The organism is Pseudomonas sp. PDM16, from assembly GCF_014851865.1.
GTDB lineage: Bacteria > Pseudomonadota > Gammaproteobacteria > Pseudomonadales > Pseudomonadaceae > Aquipseudomonas.
In genome coordinates this window covers 903,732-927,465 of the sequence record NZ_JACVAM010000002.1, presented here as the reverse complement: position 1 = coordinate 927,465, position 23,734 = coordinate 903,732, and the positions used below count along the sequence as shown (strand labels likewise).

Annotated in this window: 21 protein-coding genes; 11 read left to right on the top strand and 10 right to left on the bottom strand. The window is 61.2% G+C overall.

The window, feature by feature from the left end; translation table 11 throughout:
* Positions 1–3: 3 nt before the first annotated feature.
* The 3 genes from IB234_RS10835 to ycaC form a co-directional block, all read right to left on the bottom strand.
* A complete protein-coding gene (locus IB234_RS10835) occupies positions 4–1,257 on the bottom strand; it encodes an ABC transporter substrate-binding protein (RefSeq protein WP_192317348.1) in 1,254 nt (417 codons plus the stop codon).
* Between the two features lie 205 nt (positions 1,258–1,462).
* Positions 1,463–1,648, bottom strand: coding sequence for a hypothetical protein (locus IB234_RS10830; protein ID WP_192317346.1), 186 nt, complete (start codon positions 1,646–1,648; stop codon positions 1,463–1,465).
* Positions 1,649–1,966: 318 nt separating this feature from the next.
* Positions 1,967–2,599, bottom strand: a complete 633-nt coding sequence (gene ycaC / locus IB234_RS10825) for an isochorismate family cysteine hydrolase YcaC (protein WP_192317344.1) — start codon at positions 2,597–2,599, stop codon at positions 1,967–1,969.
* A gap of 153 nt (positions 2,600–2,752) precedes the next feature.
* Between ycaC and IB234_RS10820 the strand changes: the two genes are divergently transcribed.
* Positions 2,753–3,658 carry a LysR substrate-binding domain-containing protein gene (locus IB234_RS10820; RefSeq protein WP_192317342.1) on the top strand — a complete coding sequence of 302 codons (906 nt, stop codon included), beginning with the start codon at positions 2,753–2,755 and terminating at the stop codon, positions 3,656–3,658.
* A 57-nt stretch (positions 3,659–3,715) separates the two neighbouring features.
* Here the strand turns inward: IB234_RS10820 and IB234_RS10815 are convergent, their stop codons facing one another.
* Together IB234_RS10815 and IB234_RS10810 are read right to left on the bottom strand one after the other, a co-directional pair.
* Complete coding sequence (locus IB234_RS10815) at positions 3,716–4,240, bottom strand: GNAT family N-acetyltransferase (protein WP_192317340.1); 525 nt, start codon at positions 4,238–4,240, stop codon at positions 3,716–3,718.
* Between the two features lie 95 nt (positions 4,241–4,335).
* Complete coding sequence (locus tag IB234_RS10810; protein ID WP_192317338.1) at positions 4,336–4,785, bottom strand: acetyltransferase; 450 nt, start codon at positions 4,783–4,785, stop codon at positions 4,336–4,338.
* Positions 4,786–5,189: 404 nt separating this feature from the next.
* Here IB234_RS10810 and IB234_RS10805 point away from each other — a divergent pair, with 404 nt between their 5' ends.
* A complete protein-coding gene (locus tag IB234_RS10805) occupies positions 5,190–5,975 on the top strand; it encodes an SDR family oxidoreductase (protein ID WP_192317336.1) in 786 nt (261 codons plus the stop codon).
* Positions 5,976–6,385: 410 nt separating this feature from the next.
* On the opposite strand, the gene wecB is transcribed toward IB234_RS10805, so the two are convergent.
* Genes wecB through IB234_RS10780 form a run of 5 tightly spaced genes read right to left on the bottom strand, consistent with a single transcriptional unit; the run spans position 6,386 to position 11,877 of the window.
* Positions 6,386–7,480 carry a non-hydrolyzing UDP-N-acetylglucosamine 2-epimerase gene (wecB, locus tag IB234_RS10800; protein ID WP_192317334.1) on the bottom strand — a complete coding sequence of 365 codons (1,095 nt, stop codon included), beginning with the start codon at positions 7,478–7,480 and terminating at the stop codon, positions 6,386–6,388.
* Positions 7,481–7,485: 5 nt separating this feature from the next.
* A complete protein-coding gene (locus IB234_RS10795; protein WP_192317332.1) occupies positions 7,486–9,234 on the bottom strand; it encodes an ABC transporter ATP-binding protein in 1,749 nt (582 codons plus the stop codon).
* Positions 9,231–9,914 carry a methyltransferase domain-containing protein gene (locus tag IB234_RS10790; protein ID WP_192317330.1) on the bottom strand — a complete coding sequence of 228 codons (684 nt, stop codon included), beginning with the start codon at positions 9,912–9,914 and terminating at the stop codon, positions 9,231–9,233. The genes IB234_RS10795 and IB234_RS10790 overlap by 4 nt, the downstream gene beginning before the upstream one ends.
* On the bottom strand, positions 9,911–10,987 hold the full coding sequence (locus IB234_RS10785) for a glycosyltransferase family 4 protein (RefSeq protein ID WP_192317328.1): 1,077 nt from the start codon (positions 10,985–10,987) through the stop codon (positions 9,911–9,913). The genes IB234_RS10790 and IB234_RS10785 overlap by 4 nt, the downstream gene beginning before the upstream one ends.
* On the bottom strand, positions 10,984–11,877 hold the full coding sequence (locus IB234_RS10780; protein WP_192317326.1) for a hypothetical protein: 894 nt from the start codon (positions 11,875–11,877) through the stop codon (positions 10,984–10,986). Before IB234_RS10780 ends, IB234_RS10785 begins: the two co-directional genes overlap by 4 nt.
* A gap of 568 nt (positions 11,878–12,445) precedes the next feature.
* Between IB234_RS10780 and IB234_RS10775 the strand changes: the two genes are divergently transcribed.
* The 9 genes from IB234_RS10775 (at position 12,446) to IB234_RS10735 (ending at position 23,725) form a co-directional block, all read left to right on the top strand.
* Positions 12,446–13,495, top strand: coding sequence for a nucleotidyltransferase family protein (locus IB234_RS10775; protein ID WP_192317324.1), 1,050 nt, complete (start codon positions 12,446–12,448; stop codon positions 13,493–13,495).
* Between the two features lie 824 nt (positions 13,496–14,319).
* Complete coding sequence (locus IB234_RS10770) at positions 14,320–15,195, top strand: hypothetical protein (RefSeq protein ID WP_192317322.1); 876 nt, start codon at positions 14,320–14,322, stop codon at positions 15,193–15,195.
* Positions 15,195–16,127 (top strand): NAD-dependent epimerase/dehydratase family protein, encoded by a 933-nt coding sequence (locus IB234_RS10765; RefSeq protein ID WP_192317320.1) that lies wholly within the window; start codon positions 15,195–15,197, stop codon positions 16,125–16,127. The genes IB234_RS10770 and IB234_RS10765 overlap by 1 nt, the downstream gene beginning before the upstream one ends.
* Entirely contained in the window at positions 16,124–17,500 is a 1,377-nt protein-coding gene (locus tag IB234_RS10760; RefSeq protein ID WP_192317318.1) for a hypothetical protein, read from the top strand. The genes IB234_RS10765 and IB234_RS10760 overlap by 4 nt, the downstream gene beginning before the upstream one ends.
* 19 nt (positions 17,501–17,519) lie before the next feature.
* Positions 17,520–19,361, top strand: a complete 1,842-nt coding sequence (asnB, locus tag IB234_RS10755; RefSeq protein WP_192317316.1) for an asparagine synthase (glutamine-hydrolyzing) — start codon at positions 17,520–17,522, stop codon at positions 19,359–19,361.
* Positions 19,354–20,352 carry a class I SAM-dependent methyltransferase gene (locus IB234_RS10750; RefSeq protein WP_192317314.1) on the top strand — a complete coding sequence of 333 codons (999 nt, stop codon included), beginning with the start codon at positions 19,354–19,356 and terminating at the stop codon, positions 20,350–20,352. Before asnB ends, IB234_RS10750 begins: the two co-directional genes overlap by 8 nt.
* Positions 20,349–21,626, top strand: a complete 1,278-nt coding sequence (locus tag IB234_RS10745) for an O-antigen ligase family protein (protein WP_192317312.1) — start codon at positions 20,349–20,351, stop codon at positions 21,624–21,626. Before IB234_RS10750 ends, IB234_RS10745 begins: the two co-directional genes overlap by 4 nt.
* Positions 21,623–22,411, top strand: coding sequence for a WecB/TagA/CpsF family glycosyltransferase (locus IB234_RS10740; RefSeq protein WP_192317310.1), 789 nt, complete (start codon positions 21,623–21,625; stop codon positions 22,409–22,411). The genes IB234_RS10745 and IB234_RS10740 overlap by 4 nt, the downstream gene beginning before the upstream one ends.
* Before the next feature lie 90 nt (positions 22,412–22,501).
* A complete protein-coding gene (locus tag IB234_RS10735; protein ID WP_192317308.1) occupies positions 22,502–23,725 on the top strand; it encodes an O-antigen ligase family protein in 1,224 nt (407 codons plus the stop codon).
* Positions 23,726–23,734: the final 9 nt, after the last annotated feature.

Below are 23,734 nucleotides of genomic sequence, written 5' to 3'. Positions count from 1 at the left end.
CTCCTACGGGCTGGAAGCACCATCCATGATCTGCCGCATGCGGCTGACGGCCTCGCCATCGTCGATGCGCCCCAGAAGATGATCGCTCACCACCTGATAGATGGCTCGCTTGACGGGGCCGGGATTGGCGTTCCCCATGGCGATCGACCCCATGAGCGTGCGTCGCATGTTGGCACCGCGCATATCGGTGATGGCCTGCTGGCCGCAGCGGTTGAAGCTCTCCCGCGGTACATCGACGCGTGCAGGGGCGGCACCGGTCGCGATGTTCAGCTCACGCTGCAGCTCTATACGCATCAGGGTACGGACGAATGCATTGCGGGTTTCGTCGCTCGCTGTGTTCTCGGTGAAGAACATGTACTGGTCACTGTTGAACAGGAACACACCCTGCGTATCGGGAAAGCGCAAGCACTCGTAGTCCCTGCCGGGAACCATCGAATGATGATGGAACTCGCCATTGACCCAGCTCCCCTGCACCTGCATCAGCGCCTTCCCCGATCTGACCAGGTCGGTCGCCTGATCCCAGCTACGCTTCGTGAATCCGGGGTCTAGGTAGGGTCGCAGCTGACCGAATCGCCGGAAAATGCCTTCCAGCACCTGGATATCCCGCGCATTCGGATTCAAATCGAGAAACACCCGCCGATAGAACTCGGCACCACCGGCCCCGACCGCAACCGATTCGAACAGCAGCGTGTGCTCCCATTGCTCACGCCCGATGGCCAGAGGTATCAAACCGGCGGTCTTGGCCTTTTCGAGTATCGCCAGCAGATCGGGCCAGGTATCCGGTGGCACCAATCCCAGGCGAGCGAACTGCGGTCCGTTGATCCACAGCCAGTTTGTCGAGTGGGCATTGATCGGAGCAGCCACCCAGTGGCCCTGGTACTTGGAGAGGTGCTGGATGTCATAGGGGACCACCTCGTCCCACTCCTGCTCGCGAGCGACGTCATCCAGCACGACCAGTTTCCCCTGGCTGGCCCATTCATGAATGTCATAGCCGATCACCTGCGACGCCATTGGAGGACGCCCCGCGTCGACCCTCTGCCGCAGCACATCGCTGTAGCGACTGGTGCCGCTACCGGCGGCGGCCTCAGCCTGCCAGCGCAAGCCTTCTCGCTCCACGTGGCGACGGATTACGTCGATGCTGGACCGCTCGCCATCCGACACCCACCAGTGGGACACCTCGACGACCTCGTCGCTCGCCCAGACTGGCGAGCCCCACCACAGCACGCATGCCAGAGCCACGAAGCGCTTCAGCGACATGAGCACATCACCGGCAATCGGCTCGGACCGCTGGAGGCCGGTTGCGAAAAACATGCGCATGCCTGAGCACGCACAGACTCGCGCAGGGGCGTGGAATGGATCACGGTATGAATGGAGCCTGGCATGGAATCAAGCGCACCGGCAAAAAACTGTCCGCCAGGCTAGGGCCAGCCCGCTGGGTTTACAAGCCGCTGCTCGACAAGCCCTAGGCGGCCAGCGATTCCCCGAGTGCCGCCACGATGGCTTCTGCCCTCTCTCGAAGCCTGTCGAACTCACGCTGCTTGTATTCGCTGTCGATAGGGCCGCTGTCTCTGAGGAAGGCCTGGATGTCCCTGAATGCAGCGGCACGCTCATCCAGCATGCACTGGACATCTGCGGGTTTGCTGAGCATTTCTCACCCCTCATCGGGTCGTGGCCACCAAGGCCGGGAGAACACAGCCTATCCCCTCGATGATGACAGTCACAGTGACGCCTCGTCGCAGCCCTGCCCTCATTCCGCAGCCACGACCTACCGCTCGCCTCGCGTACACGCGTCGCCGGTACATCGATGGTAAACGGCTTGATCAAGACTCGCCCGTCTGGCGCCAGATGCCCGTTGCCGATCACCGAGTGCTCCCATCGTCGGCAGACAGGGTGGCTCCGGCCCAACGCCCACTCGACAGCAGAACGCCGGAGTCTTGCGAGACTCCGGCGTTCTGCTTCGGGCGCGTTACTTCCCGGCGGTCAATGCGTTGTAGCTGGTGATCAGATTGCGATAGTCCGGAATATGGTCGGAGCAGATCTTCGCCAGTCCTTCGACGTCGTTGCGCCAGTCGCGGTGCAACTCACAGGCGACGGCGAACCAGTTCATCAGCTGGGCACCGGCCTGGCTCATGCGGTTCCAGGCCGAGTCACGGGTGATCGGGTTGAAGGTGCCGGAAGCATCGGTGACCACGAACACATCGAAGCCCTCTTCCAGGGCAGACAGGGCCGGGAATGCCACGCACACCTCGGTCACCACGCCGGCGATGATCAGCTGCTTCTTGCCGGTGGCTTTGATCGCCTTGACGAAATCCTCGTTGTCCCAGGCGTTGATCTGGCCCGGACGGGCGATGTAGGGCGCATCCGGGAACAGTTCCTTCAGCTCCGGAACCAGTGGGCCGTTGGGGCCGGTCTCGAAGCTGGTGGTGAGGATGGTCGGCAGGTTGAAGAACTTGGCGAGGTCAGCCAGGGCCAGGACGTTGTTCTTGAACTTGTCCGGCTCGATGTCGCGCACCAGGGACAGCAGACCGGCCTGATGGTCGACCAGCAGAACGGCAGCGTTATCTTTGTCCAGACGGTTGTATTTGAAAGAAGTAGTCATGGTGGCGTTCCTCGCATTTCAGTGGTGCCGAACGGGGCGGCAGGGTTGGTGTTCGTCATGCAGTGCTTGCTGCATGTGGTAAAGATTAAATTCGACACCTTTGATGCACTAGACTGCAAAAAATACCTCTAGCGTTCTATTTGGAGAACGATCTTGGAAGACCTCAATACCCTCTACTACTTCACTCAGGTGGTGGAGCACGGCGGCTTTGCCCCTGCCGGGCGTGCCCTGGACATACCCAAATCCAAGCTTAGCCGGCGTATCGCCCAGCTCGAGGAACGGCTCGGCGTGCGCCTGCTGCATCGCACCAGCCGCCACCTCTCGCTCACCGAGATCGGCCAGGAGTACTACCAGCGCTGCGTGGCCATGCGGGTGCAGGCGGAGAGTGCCGCGGAGGTAATCGAACGTAATCGCTGCGAGCCTCGAGGCCTGGTGCGACTGGCCTGCCCTACCACGCTGCTCAACTCCTGGGTCGGCCCGATGCTGACGCGCTACATGCTCAAGTACCCGCTGGTGGAGCTGTTCATAGAAAGCACCAACCGCCGTGTGGACTTGCTGCATGAAGGCTTCGATATCGCGCTACGGGTCCGTTTCCCGCCGCTGGAAAACACTGACATGGTCATGAAGGTGCTGGGCAACAGCACTCAATGCCTAGTGGGGCAGCCGAATCTGCTCGAACGGCTTGCCGGAGACAGCTCACCCACGAGTCTGGGGAGACTGCCCAGCCTGCATTGGGGTGGCATGCAGCGGGACTATCAGTGGGAATTGTTCAACGGAGAAGGCGAACGCCTGCTCATTCCACACAGACCACGCATGGTGACAGACGACCTTCTGGCGCTACGTAATGCCGTGCTGGCCGGCGTAGGCATCGCCCATATGCCACGCGTGGCGGTACGCGAGGACCTGGCTGCCGGCACGGTGGTCGAGCTGTTGCCGGGCTGGTGGCCGAAGTGCGGCATCGTCCATGCAATCTTCCCATCCCGCCGCGGCCTGCTACCTTCAGTGCGCACGCTCATCGATTTCCTCGCAGAGGAGTTCAATCGCAGCGATATGGCCTGAACGCACTCAATAGGCCCTCAGACAAGCACCAACGCCGCATCATGGCTCTCGCAACCGCTAGCGAGGCCGCAATGGCCGTACCATGGCGCAGCGACTGCCAGGGGCGAATCCCTGTTGGTGCTCTGCACGCAAGGTATCGGCCAAGCGCCGATCAAGCGATGAGATGTCTTCTCGCCGAAACCCCAGCCGCTCGTAGAACGGGGCATTCCATGGCACATGGCCGAATGTGGTCAGAGTCATGGCATGCAGACGTGCAGAGCTGGCATGCGCAGCTGCCGCCTCTATCAGACGCCTCCCCCACCCCTGCCCCTGATAAGCCCGTGCGACCGATATCTCGTGTATATGCAAGGCATCCGCGACCCGCTCCGCGCTCAGGAAGCCGTATACGCCCACCGCATCGGCCACCACCCAGCATGTGGCGGCATCAATGAAGCGGTGATGTTCCTCGGCGGGCATAGGGCCACCATCGGCAACCCAACTCAGCTCGTCAATGGTGCGGAAAGCCTGCGCGGCGGAGCGCTCGATATCCGGAAACAGAGGCGCATCACCCCTGGTTGCCAGCCGGACATCGACACGTACCAAGCACGAAGTTCCAAGCACAATCGAAGGTTTGCTGTCTGGCACCGTCAAGACTCCGCTGGTTTCTGATAGCAAGTGAATGGTCCGTACCTGAGCGACTATTCGTAGCGAAGATGGAGGATCGGATAGGGTCTCCCGCAGTCATCGAACTCGGAGCGCCCGACGACACTGAAGCCCAAGCGCTCATAAAAAGCCCGAGCGCCAGGGTTCTGTTCATTCACATCGAGTATCAGCATGCGGTGGCTTTGTTTGGCGAATTCGACCAGATCCCTGCCGACTCCTTTGCCATGCTCTGCCGGGTCGACGAACAGGCTATCGATGGCGTTGCCAGTCATCCCCATGAAGGCCAAAGATCTCTTCTGCGCATCGACAGCCACGTGGAATGTGGCGATGGGCAGGTACTCATGCCTGACCTGCTGGGAAATCAGCTCCAGATGTTCTTCTGAAAGAAAATCATGGGTCGCGTCTACTGCGTGTCGCCAAATTTGAAAAAGCTCGGGAGCATCATCCGGCGTACTAAGACGAATGCTGTCGACGATATGCGTCATATCTATTCCTGGTGTGAATGGGGAGCGAATGGCCCGGCTGAGGGCCCAGCAGGGAAGGCTCGATGCAGGGGTGGCCAATGCGCAGCGCCATGAGGTGACGCAGAGCACTTGGAGCAACGAACAGAACGCCTCGTCTCTGCCCGAGCCGAATTACCCGACGATTCTGACTCTAAATCGTTCGTTGAGCGTTCGGAGTCTGAGCCGTATGAGCTCTGGCACTACTTCCCGCCCAGAGTGGGGAAGTACTGGATGCACCAGCTGATCCATTCGCCAAAAGTTGCCCCATGTTATCCATGCAACTGGGGCACTGATCGAGGCTGCCCAGGTAACATGCTCATGATCGCTTCGGCCAGTGTCTATCAATCCTTGAAGCGCTTCATCACTTAACAGCTTGGGGAGATCACATGGATCTGGGCATACAAGGGCGTTGGGCAATCGTCTGCGCCGCCAGCCAAGGGCTCGGTAAAGGCTGTGCGCTGGCACTTGCGCGCGAAGACGTCAATCTGGTTATCAACGCTCGCGGTGCTGAAACGCTTGAGCAGACCGCAGCAGAGCTGCGCAGCCAGGCACCAGGCATAGAAGTGCGCACCGTGGTCGGGGATGTCTCGCTGCCCGTGGTACGCCAGCAACTGCTGGCCTCCTGCGAGCCGGTAGACATTCTCATCAACAATGCCGGTGGCCCTCCTCCCGGGGATTTCCGCCACTGGGACCGTGAGGATTGGCTCAAGGCACTCGATACGAACATGCTCACGCCTATCGAGCTGATCAAGGCGGTCGTGGATGGCATGGCGGAGCGCGGATTCGGGCGAGTGATCAACATCACCTCCGGAGCGGTGAAGGCACCTATCGACATCCTTGGCTTGTCCAATGGTGCCCGCAGCGGGTTGACGGGCTTCATCGCCGGCCTGGCTCGCCAACCCAGCCTGGCGGCGAGAAATGTGACACTGAACAACGTGCTGCCTGGAGCCTTCGATACCGCACGCTTGCAGAAGACCCTGATGGCTGCCAGCCGAGGCGATAGCGATCTGGAGGCGGTCGCCCAGTCACGGCGCCAGGCGATTCCGGCGGGCCGTTTCGGCAGCGCTGACGAGTTTGGGGCGTTCTGCGCCTTCCTGTGCAGCATCCACAGTGGCTATATCACGGGGCAGAACCTGTTGATCGATGGCGGAGCCTACCCAGGTACGTTCTAGAGCGATCTCACCCAACGCCAAGATTGCGAAGAACCTCTTCGTAGCACGCCCATCCGGCCAGAGGGGATGGTGTTTGCGATCCTGAATATCTCGACCATTCAGAGGCCTCAAGCAGCCAGAACATGTTACGGAGGGATCTGAGGTGTTTGGACGCCGCCTACTTCAGCGGCGCCCTGTGGAACAGGGAGATAGAAACCATCCAGAGCCGCAAGCTCAAAGGCATCGCGATCCGTTGTACCGATGGCTGAATCGGATGTTCCTCAAGGGGAGCACTCCGCCTGCTGAGGCTTTCGCCATGGCCTAGCGAGTACACGCCCCCTGCTTGGCTCAAGGTGTGGAAAATAAGCCGCTTCGCTCGTCAGCCTGGATGATGAGCGTCGCCCTCCAAATAGCGAGAATCTCAGTATCGATTAGCAGCCGCGTGGAGAAAGCTGCTTATGCAGCGCCTCGAGAATCTGTCGATATGCCTTGCCATCCCCAAAAGGATTCTTCCAAACCACTTGGGAACGCTCCAGCTCCTGAGCCGCCTCGATGAGAGCGTCCTCGGCAACGGAAGAAACCAGCTTGGCCCCACCCGTTTCAAGGCTTTCCGGACGCTCGGTGTTGGGCCTGAGGATCAGGCAGCAACGTCGAAGTACGCATGCTTCCTCCTGCATGCCACCACTATCCGTCAGCACCAGAGCCGCCCCCTGCAGCAACGCAAGCATGTCCAGGTATCCCACCGGGTCGATCGTTCTAATGCGGCTCTTGTTCCTGAGAACCTCCCAGTTCCTCTGACCAAGGCGCGGATGAACGGGAAAGACCACCTGCAGCTCACGCTCCTCAGCGAGGCGTTGCACCGCATGCATGAGCTGTGCGAAGTGTTCTGGATCATCCGTGTTTGATGGCCTATGGCACGTCAACAACAGATAGCCTTCGTGCCGCAGTCCGAGGCTGTCGTGAATATTCGAGCGCTCGACGGCTAACTGGGAATAATGGAGTGTCGCATCGTTCCCCGTATTGCCGGTGATATGCACATCGGGGCCGCGAATGCCCTCTCTGGCTAACAGTTCAACCTGCAACGGCGAAGGACAGAACCAGGAGCTGGCAAGGTGATCGAGCAGGATTCGATTGGTTTCTTCCGGCATGCTCCGGTCGAAGCTTCGCAGGCCGGCCTCCACATGCGCCACCGGAATTCCTGCCTTGCTGGCGGCCAACCCACCTGCCAGGGCGCTGTTGGTATCACCCTGAACGATGACGCAGTCAGGTTTCATTTCCTGCAGGACAGGTTCTATTCCCAACATCATGCGCCCAAGCTGTACACCAGCCGGAGCTGACCCGACCCCCAGGTTGAAATGGGCGGAAGGAAGGCCGAACTCCTCGAAGAACATCCGATCCATAGCTGCAGCGTAGTGCTGATTGGTGTGGATCAGCGTATATGGCAAGCCATCGCGAACGCAGGCGGTGATCAATGATGAGAGCTTTATGATTTCAGGGCGAGTGCCGAGGACGAACGCCAAATGCATATCTTTTATCCTACCTGTCCTTGAGCTTCGCTCATGACAAACGTGTCCAGCGCGCCGTTGGCCATGATCACATTGCGGTCCGTATTGACCAGGGCGCTCAATCGATGAGTGATCAGCAATACTGCCAGACCAGGGCGTGCTGCACGAAGCTGTGTCAAGAATCGAGCCTCCGTCAGTTGATCCAAGGACGCCGTTGCCTCGTCAAGAATCAGCAACCCAGCGGAATGAAGCAGAGCCCTGGCCAGGCCGATGCGCTGCCGCTCCCCATTGGATATCCGTAATTCGAACGCCTCGACCGGTACGTCCAGGCCTTCAGGGAAACGCTCCACCAAGGAGTCGATGGCGGCGACTTTCAGTGCATCCAGAACCTGCTCATCCTTGTAACCGGGGCTCAGGAAGGTGACGTTGTCGCGCAGGGTTCCGGGGATCAATGTGGTGGATGAACCGACGTAGCCGATAACACCCTGCTCGATACCAAACTGCCAATGAATAGCCCCTTGGCTTGGTTGATGTTCGCCGATAAGCAGATCGACCAGGGTCGACTTTCCCGCTCCGGACTCGCCGACCAGACCGAGCCACTCCCCTCTGCGCAACACCAGCCGTAGATCGTTGATGACATCTCGACTTGTGCCGGGATATCGGTAATACAACGACTCGCACTCCAGCAAGACATCCTCCTGCTGTGGACGAGCGCAAGAGGCCCTTGCTCCTGGCACCGTTTCCCGCCCTGGCGCCCGACTAGCTGCCCGCTCAAGTTCGAAGCGGGAAAATTGAATCGCCTGCACGCTAAGTACCATCCGCCTGAAGCTAAGTGTCAGACGCAGCCCCAGCGCCGAAAACAACGCCAGTGAATGCATGTCGGCGGCACCGGCGTGATCGCTTGCAATTACTACAGCCGCACCAAGAATCAACAGGAACAACAGCTCCATGGCAGGCGACTGAATATCCGTGAGAGTCCGCTCGCGCGCCGTCGCATGAGCAAGGCCCCTGGCCAACGGTCTGTATCGCTCGAGAATCTCCGGCACGAGCCGGTAGAGCCTGACCTCCCGCATGGCGGCAAGGCTATCGGTCACCCAGCGCTGCATCAGGGTCTGATGCCTTATTCGCAGCCTGCCCTGACTCCCCCTAAGACGCTGCGACAGAAGGAAAACAGCACCAAGGGCTGCTCCCAGAGCTGCGACCATGGCTAATGTGGCCTGGGGCTCCTGCACCAGCAGAAACCCCAGCAGTGCCATCACCACCACACACTCGGTCAGCAGATCCAGCACGGGCAAGAGACTACCCATGACGATCCGAGGAACCGTGTAATTGACGGACACGTTGCCGCCTTGCACATGGGTGCTCAGGCGCTGTGGATCATCCGATAGCAACTCGTCCGCGAACACCTTCATGGATATCAGGAGAATCCACTGGTCAATCAATCGGCCACGCAACCAGGCAACCGCCGGACTCAGCAGGCCCTTGAACAGAATCAGCCCCAACAACAGCAACAGGAAGGGAGACAGAAGGCCGCCCATGCTGCTGCCCAATAATGCCTGAAGCTGGAGGTACCAGCCCGGCAGCGTGCTCTTTAGCGGCAGAAGCGTAGTCAGCAAGGCTGCGAGCAACAGGGCCGACAGGGCATCAAGAATCGCCTTGCTCATCTGAAGCAACAGCATGGAAACAATGCCGGCGCCACTTGCGCCACATTGCCTGACGAATCTCAACGTGCGCAGGGGCGCCGCCGCAAGCGACACAGAAAAACCTCGGATCATGAGCTCACTGCAATCAATGATTTGGGCAGGCCGAAAAAGCGCTCTCGGATGATCTGCCCCTGAGGCAACAGCGACCGCAGTTCTTGCAGGGACAAGAGCCTGGCGCTATCCACCAGCTCCTCGGCTTCCTCCCGGCTGGATGCGCGCGGCCAGTGGCCAAGAGACACCCTGCCCACCAGCCAGACACGAACCTTGCGCGGCAGCCAGTGAAAGAACGGAGTCATGCAGTGGGGCTCCAGCGGGCACCAGAAGTCAGGGGTCTGAATGAAATAATGATCGGCCACCCGCTCCAGCTCGCGGGCGAACTTCGCCACGCGATCCGCCTCCCCCACATGCTCGATGACGGAATTGGAGTGAGCGACATGAAAGGTCTTGTCAGGGAAGCTGCTCAGATCGCAACCATCACCCTCGACGAGTCTGAAGCGGGGGTGGCGCGCAACTTGGTCGCCATGGCAAATATTGATCAGCGTGATCGAGACACCACGCGAGTCCAGGTAATCCCGAGGGAGGAGGCTCCAGTAGCGCTGCGTTCCGCCCACATCCACCAGGTTGACATGGCCATGGCGAGCATAGGCCTGATCGATCATCGCCAACAACGGCCCGATACGCCTTACGCGCATGCGCGCGCCGAGCGAGCGGGGGTTGTCATAGTCGGTCAGGTAGGCGGCCAGTCGCTTCATGAAACCTCCTGCCGCCGGGCAGGCACGGCCAACTCCCGGTATGTGGCAATCAGCTCCTGCACCTTGCGCTGCCAGGTAAATCCGGCCTTGACCGCCTCCACGACCTCATCCGATACATTGCTACGCGCGGCGTGGGAAAGGCAGGAGCCCAACGCAGGAACATCGCCAACGGGAAACGTCAGATTCCATCCCACTTCACGGGTGATGGAACGACAACCCTCGATGTCAGAACAGGCAATCGGCACTCGTGCCAGCAAGGCCTCCAACACCACCGTCGGCATCCCCTCGCGCTCCGAAGCCAGCACCATGGCATCGCAGCCAGCCATCATCCGCGCCGAGGCGGTATCGTCCTGCCAGCCATGAAAGCGAACACGCCCAGCTACGCCGGATCGCTCCGCCAGCCCTTCGAGCCGTGAGCGATCCTCACCTCGTCCGACGATATGAAAAACCGCACGTTCTAACGATGGCGCACTCAACGCGGCAATCACATCATCGAGTCGTTTGACCGGGTCGAGCCGTCCGATCGACAGCAGCGCGGGTAGCCCGTCGAGACGTTCGACAGCCACGGCCTCCGCCTCACGCCGATCATCGATACAGTTCGGAACGATCAGCACCCTGGCCGGATGAAGACCGCGCCCGGCCAGATCGGCGATCCAGCCTTCATGTAGCAGTACCACCACACCGGAAGCCCGCATCAGAAATCGCTCGACCGTCAGGTCCCAGAACCTCTTGAGCGCACGCCGTCCAGGCCCGCCCGCGTCGTAGTAACAGTGCGGCGTATAGACCACAGGAGCCCCCCGCAGCCAGGCCAGGAAGGCAGCAGCGGCGGCAAAAGGAGTACGCGCCCCGTGAACATGCACCAGATCGCTTTCACCTATGGCTTTCCACAGGCTGCCATAGCCGCCCTGGCGAATATCGCCGGGAGTGCCAACGGCATCTACTTGCGGGGCAAGCAAGATCGGCTCGACGGCTTCCGAGTCCCGCATGGCGTTCGCCAACCCCTGGATATGGCGGGCCACGCCACTGGACAGAGGCTCGAACTCCTTGCTGACATGAAGAACCCGTAGCGTCATTGCGTAAACTCCGGCGACAGACGTCCGACCCTGTGTAGCAACCGGACAAGTCCGCCTGTTTCTGTGGAAAAGCTGGAGCTCAACCAGCGAGACTGGGCGGCCGCAGACGCTTCACGAAACGCCGAGTCCCGCTGCAGCCGGTGGCAAAGCTCAACGGCCTGCGCCGCTGACTCGACGCGCAAGGGCGGAGACAGCACGGAACGGGCGGCATCGTTGCCCTCCAAGGGCAGCCCCAGACCAACCACCCAATGCCCTGCAGCAGCGGCATCCAGCATGGCGGTCGAGCAATAGCCCAACACCATTCTCGGCTGGCAAGCCCCGGCTTGCAGCTCCGAATGAGGGGGACGTCTTATAGCATGAGCCGCACCGCCGTCATACGGGTCACGCTCCAGCGGATGCAGCAGAATCCGCAGGTGCGGATCGAGCGCCAGCAGTTCGCGGGCAAAATCTCGTAATGCGGGAGCAATATCCGGCCCCAGTATCTGGGCGTGGGTCTGCGACAGCAGAGACAGGCCTTGCGGAGGCTCATGCAAAAGGGCTCCGGCTACTTGCCTCCCCAGTGCATCCTCAACAAGCCTGTTCGGTGGGAGCTGTTCGGAATGGAAAGCCTCACGACTACTGCCACCCCAGATCAGATACCAGTCGGCCTGGACCGGGAAGAACTCATCCGTCGGTACTCCATGCTGCAGGCAAATGGAGGGCAGGCCATGACCAAGCGCCGCTCGGCTCATCAGATCGAAATCGTTGTGCAACAGCAGAACGCCCTCGGTGTCGCGCAGAGTACGCCCCAGACTACCTCGCCATAGGTGCCGGCGAGCCAGGCAGCAGGCCAGTATCAGTGGCCAACCTTTCGACAGCGTGCGCCCGAAGACGCCCATGGCGGCCAACATGGCCGTGCTTCCTGGTCGTGCTGGACGAGCGATCCGTAGATGGTCAGGAAAAATCTCGGCGGCCAACCGAGGATGAGCGAGTATGACAGGCTCGTATGCCGCCGCAGCGAGCGATGCCAGGCTGCGCTCCAGAGTGCCCCACCCACTCACCCCTGGCAGTGTCGCGATCAGAATGGCCCGTCGATGGCCGCCAGCCGGCAGCGTCTGCTCGGAACGTCGCATCAGTAGCCAGGCATCTCGCAGCAGGGCACCCAAAGCTCGCAAGCCTGCAATGAAGGGCGCCCTGCCTGCAGCCAGATAAAAGAGCTCATGACGTACGTCAGCCGCTTCATCGCCGTAACGCAGGTGCAGTTCCGCAAGGTATCCGGCAAATGATCGCGACGACTTCAAATGGTTACATCCTTGGCTCGATGGCATTACGCTACAGCCCCAGAAGCGCATTGCCAACCTGCCTCAGGCCCCTGACCCGACCATGCCCGCTCTCCATCCTCACCACCCCAGTGAAAGCGCACCTCGAGACGATGCCCGCCATCCCTCCAGCGCAGTGCTGGACTGTACTTTGTGGCTCATGGGTTTCGAGCGCGGATTCGAACGGGTGCCGGCACCGGAGATTCAATCCTTCGTGAGGCACCACGGTATCGCCGGCCTGCTCGATGCTTCCCGGGTCGAAGCGCTCGGCGACACATGGACGACCGCGTTGATGCAGGAGAAGCGAGCCATCGCATTTCGCGCCCTACAGCTGGGCGGAACACTCAAAGTCGTAGCGACAGCTCTTACCGAGCGGGACTTGCAGCCAGTGGCACTGAAGGGGCCCGCGCTGGCCATCCAGGCCCATGGTTCGCTGGGCTCCAGGGGTGGGGTGGACCTGGACATATTGATTCCGGAACGGCACTGGCCAATAGCACTCGAGGTGCTGAGCCAGCAGGGCTATCTGCCCGCCCCCGGGCAATGCCTGCCTCTTCCCAAGGGCACCCATGAACTGGTGCTGCTACACCAGAACCAGCCCCGCATCGAACTGCATCAGCGCCTGCTGCGCCACCAGCACCTGCTTCCAGACACTAGCGGCCTGAGCCAGGTGGTCGACATCCAGGGCACACCCGTCGCGAGCCTAGCACCGATACCAGCCCTGCCCTATTTGGTTGCCCATGCGAATCAGCATTGCTTCCGCCGGCTGATCTGGCTCATTGATATCTACGCTCTGCTTCAGTGTACAAACCTAGACCCGGAGCAGGTCGCACGGGAGTTCCAGAGAACCGGCACCTGTGCAATGCTCGATACCTGCCTCACCCTCCTCGAAAAACTTTTCGGTTTATCGGTAGCGGAGCCACTGCAACGGATACGCCGTCCCTGCCGAGCCAGCCGGGCCATGGTGACACTGGCGCTGGCGGCAATCAGGGATTCCCTCTCCGATGATCAGGTGGCAAAGCGGATCGGCCCGCTCAAGCGAGCGGCGCTGGATATAGCCCTGCAAGACGACTGGCGCGCACGGGTGCATGCCTTGAGCGGTTGGCTGAGCCCCACCGGCAAGGACAGCCAGTGGATAGAGCTCCCCAGAGGCCTGTCTTTCCTGTATCCGCTGGTACGCCTTTTCAGGTTACTGAGACGATCGGTCGGGTAACCCGCGCGACCTGACGCTAGCGAAGAGCCCGTTGATCAGACGAGCCATCGAACGCGAATAGCCACTGCGCAGACTCAAGGGGCGGATCTGCCCTCTCATACGTCTCCCCAGGCCACAGCTCCTACTAGCAGGCACTCACCGACAGAAAGTGGCGATCTCGACGCCAACTCAGGCGAGGCTCCTGTGCTCCACAGTCAGGACAGGGAAGATCCAACATACGGCGATTTAGCTTCTGCAGATCAGGGAAAGGCTGTTTTGCCAGTATCGTGATGACTCACGCGGGAAAAGATGAAGAGAAAGCTGCCGGAATGCAGCCTTCCTCTGAACTCGGGAAAACTCGACTCCGAAGCGCCGGGATCGCCTTCCCCCTTTGCAACGTCCTGACGGCTATGGCAAATTCCCGGCACCTCTAGGCATGAATGTACGACCGGAACCTGACGGCCGACAGAAGGCCTCAGCACTCCCTTTCAGGTTGAACCATGCACTCAACGGCAGTAAGAGCACCCAGCACCACTCGGGAAGACGAAATTTCACTGGGTGAACTTGCCCTTCGTGTCTTGCGCTTCTATCAACGCTTCGGCAGGTTGTTTTTTCTGCCAGCCCTTCTGCTCGCTCTGGCCGCCGCCATCTGGGTGGCCGGACGCCCACTGTATACCGCTACCGCCCTGATAGAGGTGCCAGGGGTCACGCTTGAAGAATGGCGACAGGCACAGCCCTTCCTGTGGGACGAACGCTGGGTAAGTCGCTCCTTCGGAGCTGGCGATGATGAAAATGACCAGGGCCTACGGCAAAGCGCGCTAAATGCCAGTTTCTGGACCAACACCGTGCGCTACCGTTCCGCCTTGAGCCGAGACGACCTTCGCGAAAATCCAATTCCGCCAGCGGAGTTCCAAAACACTCGTGGCCTTGGCCTGGAGCTGGGTATAAGAGCACGCAATGCGGAACAGTCGAACCTGAAGCTCGACGCCCTGACCCGGCACCTCCGCGAAGCTCTGGTGGCCAACAGCCTGATCGGCCTTGTCCGCAGCAGCCAGGTGGCGTTGGCACAACGCCCCAAACTCAGCCTCGATCTGCTGCAAACCGAATTCGAGATCGAACAGGCGCAGCAACGTGTAGAGGATATGCAGCGTCTACTGGAACGCTACCCGGAACTGCGCGACGTGAAGAACACGATTGTCTCGGTCAGCGACGGCGGCGGGAAGTATCTCGCCCCGCTACCCCAGATCGTGGCGCTGGAGGCGACGATCTCCGAGCTGCAAGCCAAGTCTCGCAAGACCCAGCGAGAACTGGAGAAGCTGAACTGGACCGCCCAGATACTGCTCGGCATGGACGAGACCATCCGAAATGCAGCCTCGGGCAAGGAAATCATCGACAAGCTGCAGGAAAACCGCACCAAGCTGCTGGCGGCCCACCCGCACCTGTCGGCCATGGAGCAGGAAGCCACCGAAGACATGAACCTCAAGCTGGCGTTGGCGGAAGCCCGACAGCAGGCCATTGGCATCAAGACCCGCTCGGCTCTCTCCAACCAACCGATCAAGATGCGCAGCCCACTCTGGGTTGGCCTGTTCGTATTCATTGCCACCTTCGCTGGCCTCAGCCTGGTCCTGGCAGCTCGCCTGCTGTTGCAGCCGCTGCATCGCCCTCTGGGCTGGGCCCCTGACTGGCTACGTCGTCGACTGATCGTGGGGGAGCAGAATTAATGCGCCTTCTCATCACCGGTGGAGCAGGAATGCTGGGCCGCAGGGCGACCCGCCAATGGCGCGCGACAGGGGGCGAAGTGGCAGTGCTCGACGACCTGTCGAGCGGCTTGCCGATGCCGGAGGAAGCGACTCTGTCGGTAAATGGCGACATCCGCGATGCCGATACGCTGACCGCCCTGCTCAATGATTTCAATCCAGCGGCCATCCTGCACCTGGCCGCCGTCCACCACATTCCCACGTGTGAGATCCGCCGCGCCCATTGCCTGGACGTCAACGTGGTGGGTACCGAGCGCCTTCTGGCTGCAGCCGAGCACGCAGGTATAGGACGCGTGGTGATCGCCTCGAGCGGCGCCGTCTACGCGTGGCAGGAAAGCCCGCTATCGGAGCTCGACAGTCCTCTCGCGCCTTGTGACAACTATGCGCTGTCCAAGTACAGCAACGAGCAACAGTTGAAGTTCTGGAGCAGCCGCGGTGACGGTGTGCGCAGCGGTAGGGTGGCACGCATATTCAACGCCATCGGCCATGACGACCCGAACGGACATCTGATTCCGGAAATACTGGCACAGCTGCGCGGCGCGACGGATGGAAAGGTGCGGCTGGGCAACCTGTCTCCGCGACGAGACTACCTGCACGCAGACGATATCGCCCGCGGCCTGATCGCCATGGTCAATGACCCCCGGCGCGACGTGCCCTTCGATACCCTGAACCTGTGCTCCGGCATCGAGCACTCGGTACAGCAACTGGTCCTGCAACTGGGGCAGATACTTGGCCAGCGAGTCGAGGTCGAGGTCGACCCGGCACGCGTCCGCCGTGTCGACCGCCCCAGCCAACTAGGCAATCCCGCACGCACGCGCGCGATCCTTGGCTGGCAACCGCAGTTGGGATTCGAAGAGGCCCTGCGCCAGGTGGTGTTTCCGGATCACGCACAGTGAAACCCAGCCCACCGGGACCATCGCTCTCACGCGACCTTGAGCAAGGGCAGAGCCCCGGGAAAGACACATTCAGACGTTCGCTACTGCTGGCCGCGGCCACCTACGGACTGGGACAGATCGCCAACTTCACATTCCAGTTGCGGCTACTGGATCAGCTGGGAACATCGGTCTACGGAACGGTCGGGCTCGCCCACCTGCTGCTGACCACTCTGATCTTCCTGGCGGACCTTGGATACACCTCGCTCTTCCTGCGGGAACGCAGTGGGTCGATCGAATGGGATCGTACCTGGCGCTACGCACTCGGGCACCGGATGATCGCGACCCTGCTTCTGCTGGCTGCGGTCATGGTCGGCTGGCCTCTTTGGAGCGACGACAAGTCTAGCCAGGAGTACCTGATAGGGGCCGCCGCCGGCTGCCTGTTCGCACTGTTCAACTACTCATCGCCAATGATCACCGAAGGCAGGCGCCTGGGTGGCCTGCTGATCGCCCAGGTTGCCTGGCCCTGCGCGCTGCTCAGTTGGTGGCTGCTTCAACAAATATCGCCCCTGTCGCCTGCGGTGTCGGCAGGCGTGGCGGTGAGCCTGGGCTATCTGGCGCAGGCAATCATCAGTGTGATCTGCAGCCGCCACCTGCTTCTCTGGCTACCCCTTGCAGGCAAGGGGCAGCTGGGAGCGGCTCTGCACCTCTCACTACTAGGGGTATGGGGCACGCTCCACGACCGCCTGACGCCCTTTCTGCTGGCACCACTGGCGCCGACGTTTCTCCCCTTCTTCCTGATCCTGAACCACATCCTGAGCGGCCTCTCCGGGGTAGTCGTGCAGTTCTCCAGGCTACTGCTCCCCGATGCCACGCACAGCCGGGGAAGGGCAAATATTCTCTCCGCAGCCTCACTGGTGCTCTGGGGAACTGCTGCGGCACTGTTCGTGGTACCGCTAATGGGTAACGTCGAGCTGTCGACCGACCAGAAGGAATGGCTGGCATTGGGCGCCATCGTCCTGCTCGCCTGGGGAATATCGACCTCGGGCGGCTTTCTGGCGCTGCTATTGATCAGCGCCCGTCAGGAGCGTCCGCTGGCCAGATTGCAGGGAGCGGGGCTGGCCTTCAGCGCACTCCTGCAAGCAGGTGCCGCCTGGATCGGCGACCCGGGCTACCTGTTGTGGGCCAGAGTCATTGGCCTGCTAGCTATTTTGGTGGCCATGCTCATGCTGCAGCATCTGCGCCCCAGCCGCTGGGGCGTAGCGGCCTTGATGCTATCGATGCTGGCCTGTACAGGTGTTGGACAGAGCCCCGTGCTGGGACTCGTGCTGTTGCTGTCGGCTACTGTCGCCCTGTGGCGGCGATCTTCCTGCTATGTTGAGCCCCTCAAACCATGAACACCCTCGAGACGTCGCCATGTGCGGATTGATTGCTGTACGCACACTCGGCGCCCCCGATAGCCTCGAACAACGAACTCGCAAGGCACTTGCCAGCCTGGCCCGGCGCGGCCCGGACGCCGAGGGACTGCTCTGGGTTGACCAGACACCGGCGACCCTGCTGGGCCATCGCCGCCTCGCCATCCTCGACACCAGCAACGCCGCTGAGCAGCCCATGCGCTGCCCCGTCAGCGGCAGCACCCTGGTGTTCAACGGTGCGATCTACAACTTCGTCGAGCTACGCGAGGAGCTTCGCGCCCTCGGGTGCGTCTTCGTGACCGACGGCGACACGGAAGTCCTGCTGCAAGGCTGGCGAGTCTGGGGGGAAGGCGTTTTCTCACGCTGCAACGGCATGTGGGCCGTGGTGATCTGGGATGCCCCCACTGGCGATCTGGTGTACTGCCGTGATCGGCTCGGTGTGAAGCCCCTGTACCTGCACCACAACGGCCAGCAGACGACGCTGGCCAGCGAAATCGGCGCCATTGCCCTGATGCGTGGAGGCTATCCGGCACCGAATGCGGAACGAATCTTCGACTTCCTCATCACCAGCTTCTCCGAACGCGGCAATGCCACCTTCTTCGAAGGCATTCACGCAGTCCCGCCTGGGCAGGTCTGCCGCATGAGTAGAGCCGGGCGCTTCAGCTCGGCCCCCTACCACCACTGGCCCGAGCCCGGCAGTGCAGCAGCACTGTCGGTAGAAGAGGCGCGCACGCTGGTCGAGAGCGCCGTGAGCCTGCGCCTACAGGCAGACGTACCGGTTGCCAGCCTGCTTTCTGGAGGACTCGACAGTTCCATCATCACCCAGGTCGCACTGAGTGCATCCCAGGCCCGCAGGCAAAAACTATCAGGCGCGTTTACCTACGCTTACAGCGATGGCGAACAGGCCGAATTCGACGAGTCTGCCCGCGCCGAGATGCTGATGCGCGGCAACGGCCACAGCGACCTGCACCACATCCTGCGCTTCCACCCCATTCCCTCCGCCGACGAACTGATGAGCTTGGTGAGCGTCCAGGGCGAGCCATTCAGCACCCCTTCTGCTCTAGCCAGCTTCCGCACCTATCGCGCCATCAGCAGCCAAGGCTATAAGGTGGTGCTTTCTGGAGAGGGCGCGGACGAACTCTTCGGTGGATACATTGCTCGCTATCACACCCTGGCAGCGCGGGATGCCTTCATGTCAGGCGAGTGGGGGCAGATGGTCAGGCTGCTGAGGCATCGCACCTTCTCGCCTGGTCTCCTGCTCAACCGCCTGGCCTGGGATCTGCCTCTGCCGCTGCTGGGAACCTTGCTGAGACGCCGCCGTCCGAGCGTCGGACTGATAAATGACGAGCTCTGGGCATCGCAGACGCACCGGCTCGAGGCGTTGCAGGGCAGCATGCGGGGCAACCTCGAAGACAGATTGCGCCAGGATGAGCTGGACAATCTGCTGCCAATGGCACTGCGTATAGCCGACCGCAACAGCATGAGTGCCGGAATCGAGCTGCGCAGCCCATTCATGGATCACCGACTCGTCGAGAGGGCCTTTTCCACACCAGCACTGACGCGAGTCGGAGAAGGACGCTCCAAGGCGTTGCTCAGAGACGCCTTCGAGGGCGTGCTGCCAAGGTCCCTCATCGAAACCCCCAAGAACACTGGCTTCGGCCATGCAGAACAGTTTCTCGTGGCGAACCTGCCGTGGCGCGAACTCCTGGAGGACCTGCCGCCCGGACTGAAGGACTACATAGATCTGGATGGGCTTCGCGCAGGCCTCGCCAGAGGCAAGCAACACAGCACCTTGTGGCTCGCGTTGTCGGTGGCCCTCTGGTACAGGAACATCTATGTCTGAACGGATCGAGGACTGGGGACTGGCGCCTGACATAGGACAATGTCGCCTGTGCGGCGCCACCGAGGCGCAAAGGCACTTCTGGCCGGAAGTCTACGCGGGGTCGGGGCAACAACTGCGCCGCTGCGGATACTGCGCCGCAGTCTATCTGGCCCCTGGCTTCACCGAGGCAGGCCTCGCGAGGTTCTACGCCGGCCCCTATCGGCGTCTATTTCCAGCCGAAGTCCCCTGGAATAGCATCTCCCGCTTCTTCGCCTGGCGTGGAGATGTCGAGGTTGCCCGCCAGCGCCTGTCGCTGATCGCTCCTAGATTGCCCCGCAACGGCCACCTGTTCGAAATGGGATCGGGCTTCGGTGCATTTCTCGGCCAGGCAGCAGCACTGCGCGAGGACCTGCAGCTGAGTGCCAGCGAGCCAGACCTCTCCCACCGGGGAACCTTGCTGGACCAAGCCAAGGTGGACTTCGTCGACGCGCTCGCCAATCTGCCCGACAACAGCCTGGATGGGATCGTGGCCTTCCATGTGCTGGAGCATCTGATAGATCCCCGCGGCTTTCTGGAACAGGCCGCGAGTGCGTTGCGAACAGGAGGCCAGCTGTGGATCGAGGTGCCCGACCTCATGGCCGACTGGCGGACGCGCCTGTTCGTACACCCGGCTCATCTGAGCTACTTCTCGGCAGACAACTTGCGGCGGCTCGCCGAGGCGGCAGGTCTGGAAGTGCTCTATTGCGGCCCTCACACGCTGCCCTCCCTCGACGGTACGCTGTGGCTCGAAGCCAGACGTCCGGAAAGACTGGCTGGATCGCCCATGGCACCAGCCGATGCAATGAGTGTAAACACCATCGACCGCTGGATAGAGAGGGTCGGCTGGGGCTGGAAGGACAGAATAAAGGTACAAGCCAAGAGAGTAGCCCTGGCACTGCTGGGACCTGGTCTGGTCGGAGAGCTGCAACGTTGGCGGCAGCATCGTGGCAGCCGCGAGAAATCACCAAGATGAGATTCCTCGTACTCGCGGCCATCGTGTTGTGGATTCACCTGGGCGATCTCGTCACCGCCTGGTTATATGACGGTGGCGCCTGGCCGGAAGCAGGCATGCTGCGCCCGTTGCGTGACCTGATGATAATCATCGTCGCGGGGCTCTGCCTGCTCACGGTGCGCCTACCGAAAGCGCTGCTGATTCCCATGATCGCCTACGGCGGTATTACCCTGATCTACCTGCTGCTCGGTCGCAGCGAAATCGCCCTCGGTATTCGTATCGGCTCGTTCGGCACGCTGTTGATACCGATACTGCTCTTCCTGGTGGGCTACTACTGCATCCGCGGACCGGAGCAACTGCGTCGATGCATAGCGCTGATGGCCGCCCTGGCCATCGCCAGTATCGTTTTCGGCGCCTGGGAGCAGAGCAATACCTGGTTCTGGGTAGAGACGATCAACTATCCGAGCTACATGCTGAACATCAAAGGCATGCTGCTGGGCGCCAACCCGGAAAACGGATTGCCCTGGAACTTCTACGGTGGCGTGGAGCGCGAGAGGCGCGCCGCGGGACTTCTGGCCTCCTCGCTGGCGCTGGGCATGTTCCTGGCTATGGTGTCTATCGCGACACTCGCGTCGCTGGAGCGGCGTGCCCGCTGGCAGGGCATCGCACTGACATCGCTGATGTTCATCGGCATCTGGATGTCGGGGACTCGGGGAGCAATGCTGGCAGCGAGCCTCGCACTGATCGGTTACCTGGCCACGGGCACTTCACTGTTTCGTAGCAGACTCGCACGCCTGATCATGGTAGCTGCAGCCTTCGTTGCCATTGGCATCGCGTCGTACGGCATCATTCACGCCAGCGTCAACTTCCTCGACGGCTCGACGATCGGGCACTGGGATGCCTTGAAAAAGAACTTCACGGACCTGCCGAGTGTACTTGTCGTCGGCGCCGGCCTCGGTGCTCAGGGAGGGGTCGCGGGCCAGCAAAGCTACGCTGCCATTGGTGGTGGCGAGGGCGCTATCTTCAGCATCGCCTTCCAGTTGGGGCTACCGGCTGCCCTGCTATTCCTATGGTTCTACGCCAACCTCTCGCTATTGCTATGGCGTGGCTATCGCGTGCACCAGGAGCCCATCGCCCTGGCCGCCTTCTGGCTTTCGTGCGGCCTGGCCACTACCTTCGTCAGCTCCGAACACATATTGACGGTATCCGGAAGCGGAGCCTTCTGGCTGCTATGCGGTGGAGCCTTGCGCAGCCTTTCCAGAACATCTCACCCCGTACTCAGGGAGTCCCTATGAGCGCGCACCCGAACCGCAAGCGAATCAACCTCTTCGGCTGTCCTCTCGATCTGATGTCCCTGCAGGACTTGCTCGACGATGCGAGCCGCGCGCTGGCCGGAGAGTATCGTCTCAGACTGGAAGGCCTGAACGTGGCCAAGCTGGTGGATGCACGCGGGGATACCCAGCTGATGAGCGCCCTGGAAGAGGCGGAGCGTGTCCATGTCGACGGGGCGGGCATCGCTCTGGGCCTCCGGCTCCTGGGCATCTCCGCCCCACCCCGCCGGGCAGGCATAGACCTGCTGGGAGACCTGTGCGCGCTGGCGGAGAAAACCGGCGCATCGGTCTATCTGCTCGGCGCACGCCGCGAGGTGGTGGAACTGACGGCACAATATCTACGCGAGCGCTACCCAGCGCTGCGCATTGCCGGCATTCGTGATGGTTACTTCAAGGCCGAGGAAGAGGCCAATGTCGCCGAGGCGATTCGCGCCAGCGGTGCAGATATCCTGTTCGTCGGCATGAGTTCCCCCAGGAAGGAGGTGCTGCTACAAAAGCACTGGCCAACGCTTGGAGTGAAAATCGGCATGGGCGTCGGAGGCTCGTTCGACGTGCTCTCCGGCAAACTGCCACGCGCGCCGCGATGGGTACAGGTGATCGGCATGGAATGGTTCTTCAGGCTGATCCTCGAACCTCGCCGGCTGCTCTGGCGATACGTGAGAACCAACGGCATCTACCTGACCCTGCTGATACACCAGAAGCTCAAGCTCTCGCTCGCCCGCCTGGCTGGCGCACGCAGCGAAACATAGCAATCATTTTTTGGGAACCCGGCCCTCTCACCGATGGCGGGATGGAACCGACACGAATGTCATTCGACCCCACATGACGAAGAGCCGCACATGATCCCCCACCACTACCGGGCAAAGCTTTCCAGTGCGTGCCCAACGTTGCTTATGGTGGGACTGATCGTGCAGATCAGCGGCCTGCTCTTCAACAACGATGGGAGCCAATACGCCACGCAGATTCATTGGCTGCTCTTCGCGCCGGCCCTCTTTCTGCTACTGAGCGAACGGCTGGCGCTCCCCCTATGGCGCCAGCCCAGCTCGATCATACTGCTGGTACTGCTAGGCTTCGTCGCGCTCAGCGGTGCCTTGCGCACGGATGCCGCACACTCAATCGGCTACTGGCTGAAGATAGCGCTGTTCATCCTGCTCTACATCTTCGCCATAGCCCATCTGGTCCAGCTCAAGCGAATCGAACGCGTACTGCTGACCACCGCAACGATAGCCGCCTGCTTCGCCTGGCTGACGCTGATCCACCAGTTCCTGATCCTCGACAAGCCCCTGAGTTATGACGCGATCAGAAACAGTGGACGCCTGTTCGAACTGGGCTGGAATGGCTTCGCCGATCTGGACCACCCGATCATTGCCGGCCTCTACTACGGACTCTTCTCGCTCCTGCTGCTGCATGCAGTGGTGGAAGAAGAACTCCAGGGCACAGCACTGGTACTCGCCCTGATCGGCCTCGTCGGTTTGCTCGCCTACCTGCTGCTGACATTCTCCCGAGGCGCATGGTTTTCGGTCGCGGCGGGAGGACTGACACTGCTCCTGCTGTCGCCCAAGGCTCGTGCGCGACAACTCCTGTTGGTCGGCTTACTCGCGCTGGCGGTCATGGCCGTGTACTTCTGGCCGGAGATACAGAATGAATGGCGCATCGGCACCAGCCGACGCGACCTGATCTGGCTCAACTGGCTGGATCGACTACCGGAGTTCTGGTTGCTCGGCGATGGCCCCGGACAGGACCTGGTCTATCGCTATCCGTGGGGTGACAAGGTGCTGCACGCCCACAGCCTCTACCTCCAGCTCTGGTACGAGTACGGTGTCGTGGGCTTCGCGTTGTTTCTCTCGTTGCTCGCGACCCTGCTGATGAAATCCTGGAAAGCGCGTGGAGACACCAGGGCAAGAGTTGCACTGTCTCTGCTGGTTTTCGCGCTGGTTGCCATGGTTTCGGATATCTATGCCGTGTTCCATCGCCCCAGTGCCTACTGGGTCATTCTGTGGCTCCCGGTCGGCCTGATACTGGGATTGAAGCGCCATGCCAGACAAGATGAAGCCTCGGCTTGATCATGCCTT

Bases quoted from the DNA above. Each gene is read 5' to 3' on its own strand.
- IB234_RS10835 (WP_192317348.1), bottom strand. From the start codon at position 1,257: ATGTCGCTGAAGCGCTTCGTGGCTCTGGCATGCGTGCTGTGGTGGGGC.
- IB234_RS10830 (WP_192317346.1), bottom strand. From the start codon at position 1,648: ATGCTCAGCAAACCCGCAGATGTCCAGTGCATGCTGGATGAGCGTGCC.
- ycaC (WP_192317344.1), bottom strand. From the start codon at position 2,599: ATGACTACTTCTTTCAAATACAACCGTCTGGACAAAGATAACGCTGCC.
- IB234_RS10810 (WP_192317338.1), bottom strand. From the start codon at position 4,785: ATGACGCATATCGTCGACAGCATTCGTCTTAGTACGCCGGATGATGCT.
- IB234_RS10805 (WP_192317336.1), top strand. From the start codon at position 5,190: ATGGATCTGGGCATACAAGGGCGTTGGGCAATCGTCTGCGCCGCCAGC.
- wecB (WP_192317334.1), bottom strand. From the start codon at position 7,480: ATGCATTTGGCGTTCGTCCTCGGCACTCGCCCTGAAATCATAAAGCTC.
- IB234_RS10795 (WP_192317332.1), bottom strand. From the start codon at position 9,234: ATGATCCGAGGTTTTTCTGTGTCGCTTGCGGCGGCGCCCCTGCGCACG.
- IB234_RS10790 (WP_192317330.1), bottom strand. From the start codon at position 9,914: ATGAAGCGACTGGCCGCCTACCTGACCGACTATGACAACCCCCGCTCG.
- IB234_RS10785 (WP_192317328.1), bottom strand. From the start codon at position 10,987: ATGACGCTACGGGTTCTTCATGTCAGCAAGGAGTTCGAGCCTCTGTCC.
- IB234_RS10780 (WP_192317326.1), bottom strand. From the start codon at position 11,877: ATGTTGGCCGCCATGGGCGTCTTCGGGCGCACGCTGTCGAAAGGTTGG.
- IB234_RS10775 (WP_192317324.1), top strand. From the start codon at position 12,446: ATGGGTTTCGAGCGCGGATTCGAACGGGTGCCGGCACCGGAGATTCAA.
- IB234_RS10765 (WP_192317320.1), top strand. From the start codon at position 15,195: ATGCGCCTTCTCATCACCGGTGGAGCAGGAATGCTGGGCCGCAGGGCG.
- asnB (WP_192317316.1), top strand. From the start codon at position 17,520: ATGTGCGGATTGATTGCTGTACGCACACTCGGCGCCCCCGATAGCCTC.
- IB234_RS10750 (WP_192317314.1), top strand. From the start codon at position 19,354: ATGTCTGAACGGATCGAGGACTGGGGACTGGCGCCTGACATAGGACAA.
- IB234_RS10745 (WP_192317312.1), top strand. From the start codon at position 20,349: ATGAGATTCCTCGTACTCGCGGCCATCGTGTTGTGGATTCACCTGGGC.
- IB234_RS10740 (WP_192317310.1), top strand. From the start codon at position 21,623: ATGAGCGCGCACCCGAACCGCAAGCGAATCAACCTCTTCGGCTGTCCT.
- IB234_RS10735 (WP_192317308.1), top strand. From the start codon at position 22,502: ATGATCCCCCACCACTACCGGGCAAAGCTTTCCAGTGCGTGCCCAACG.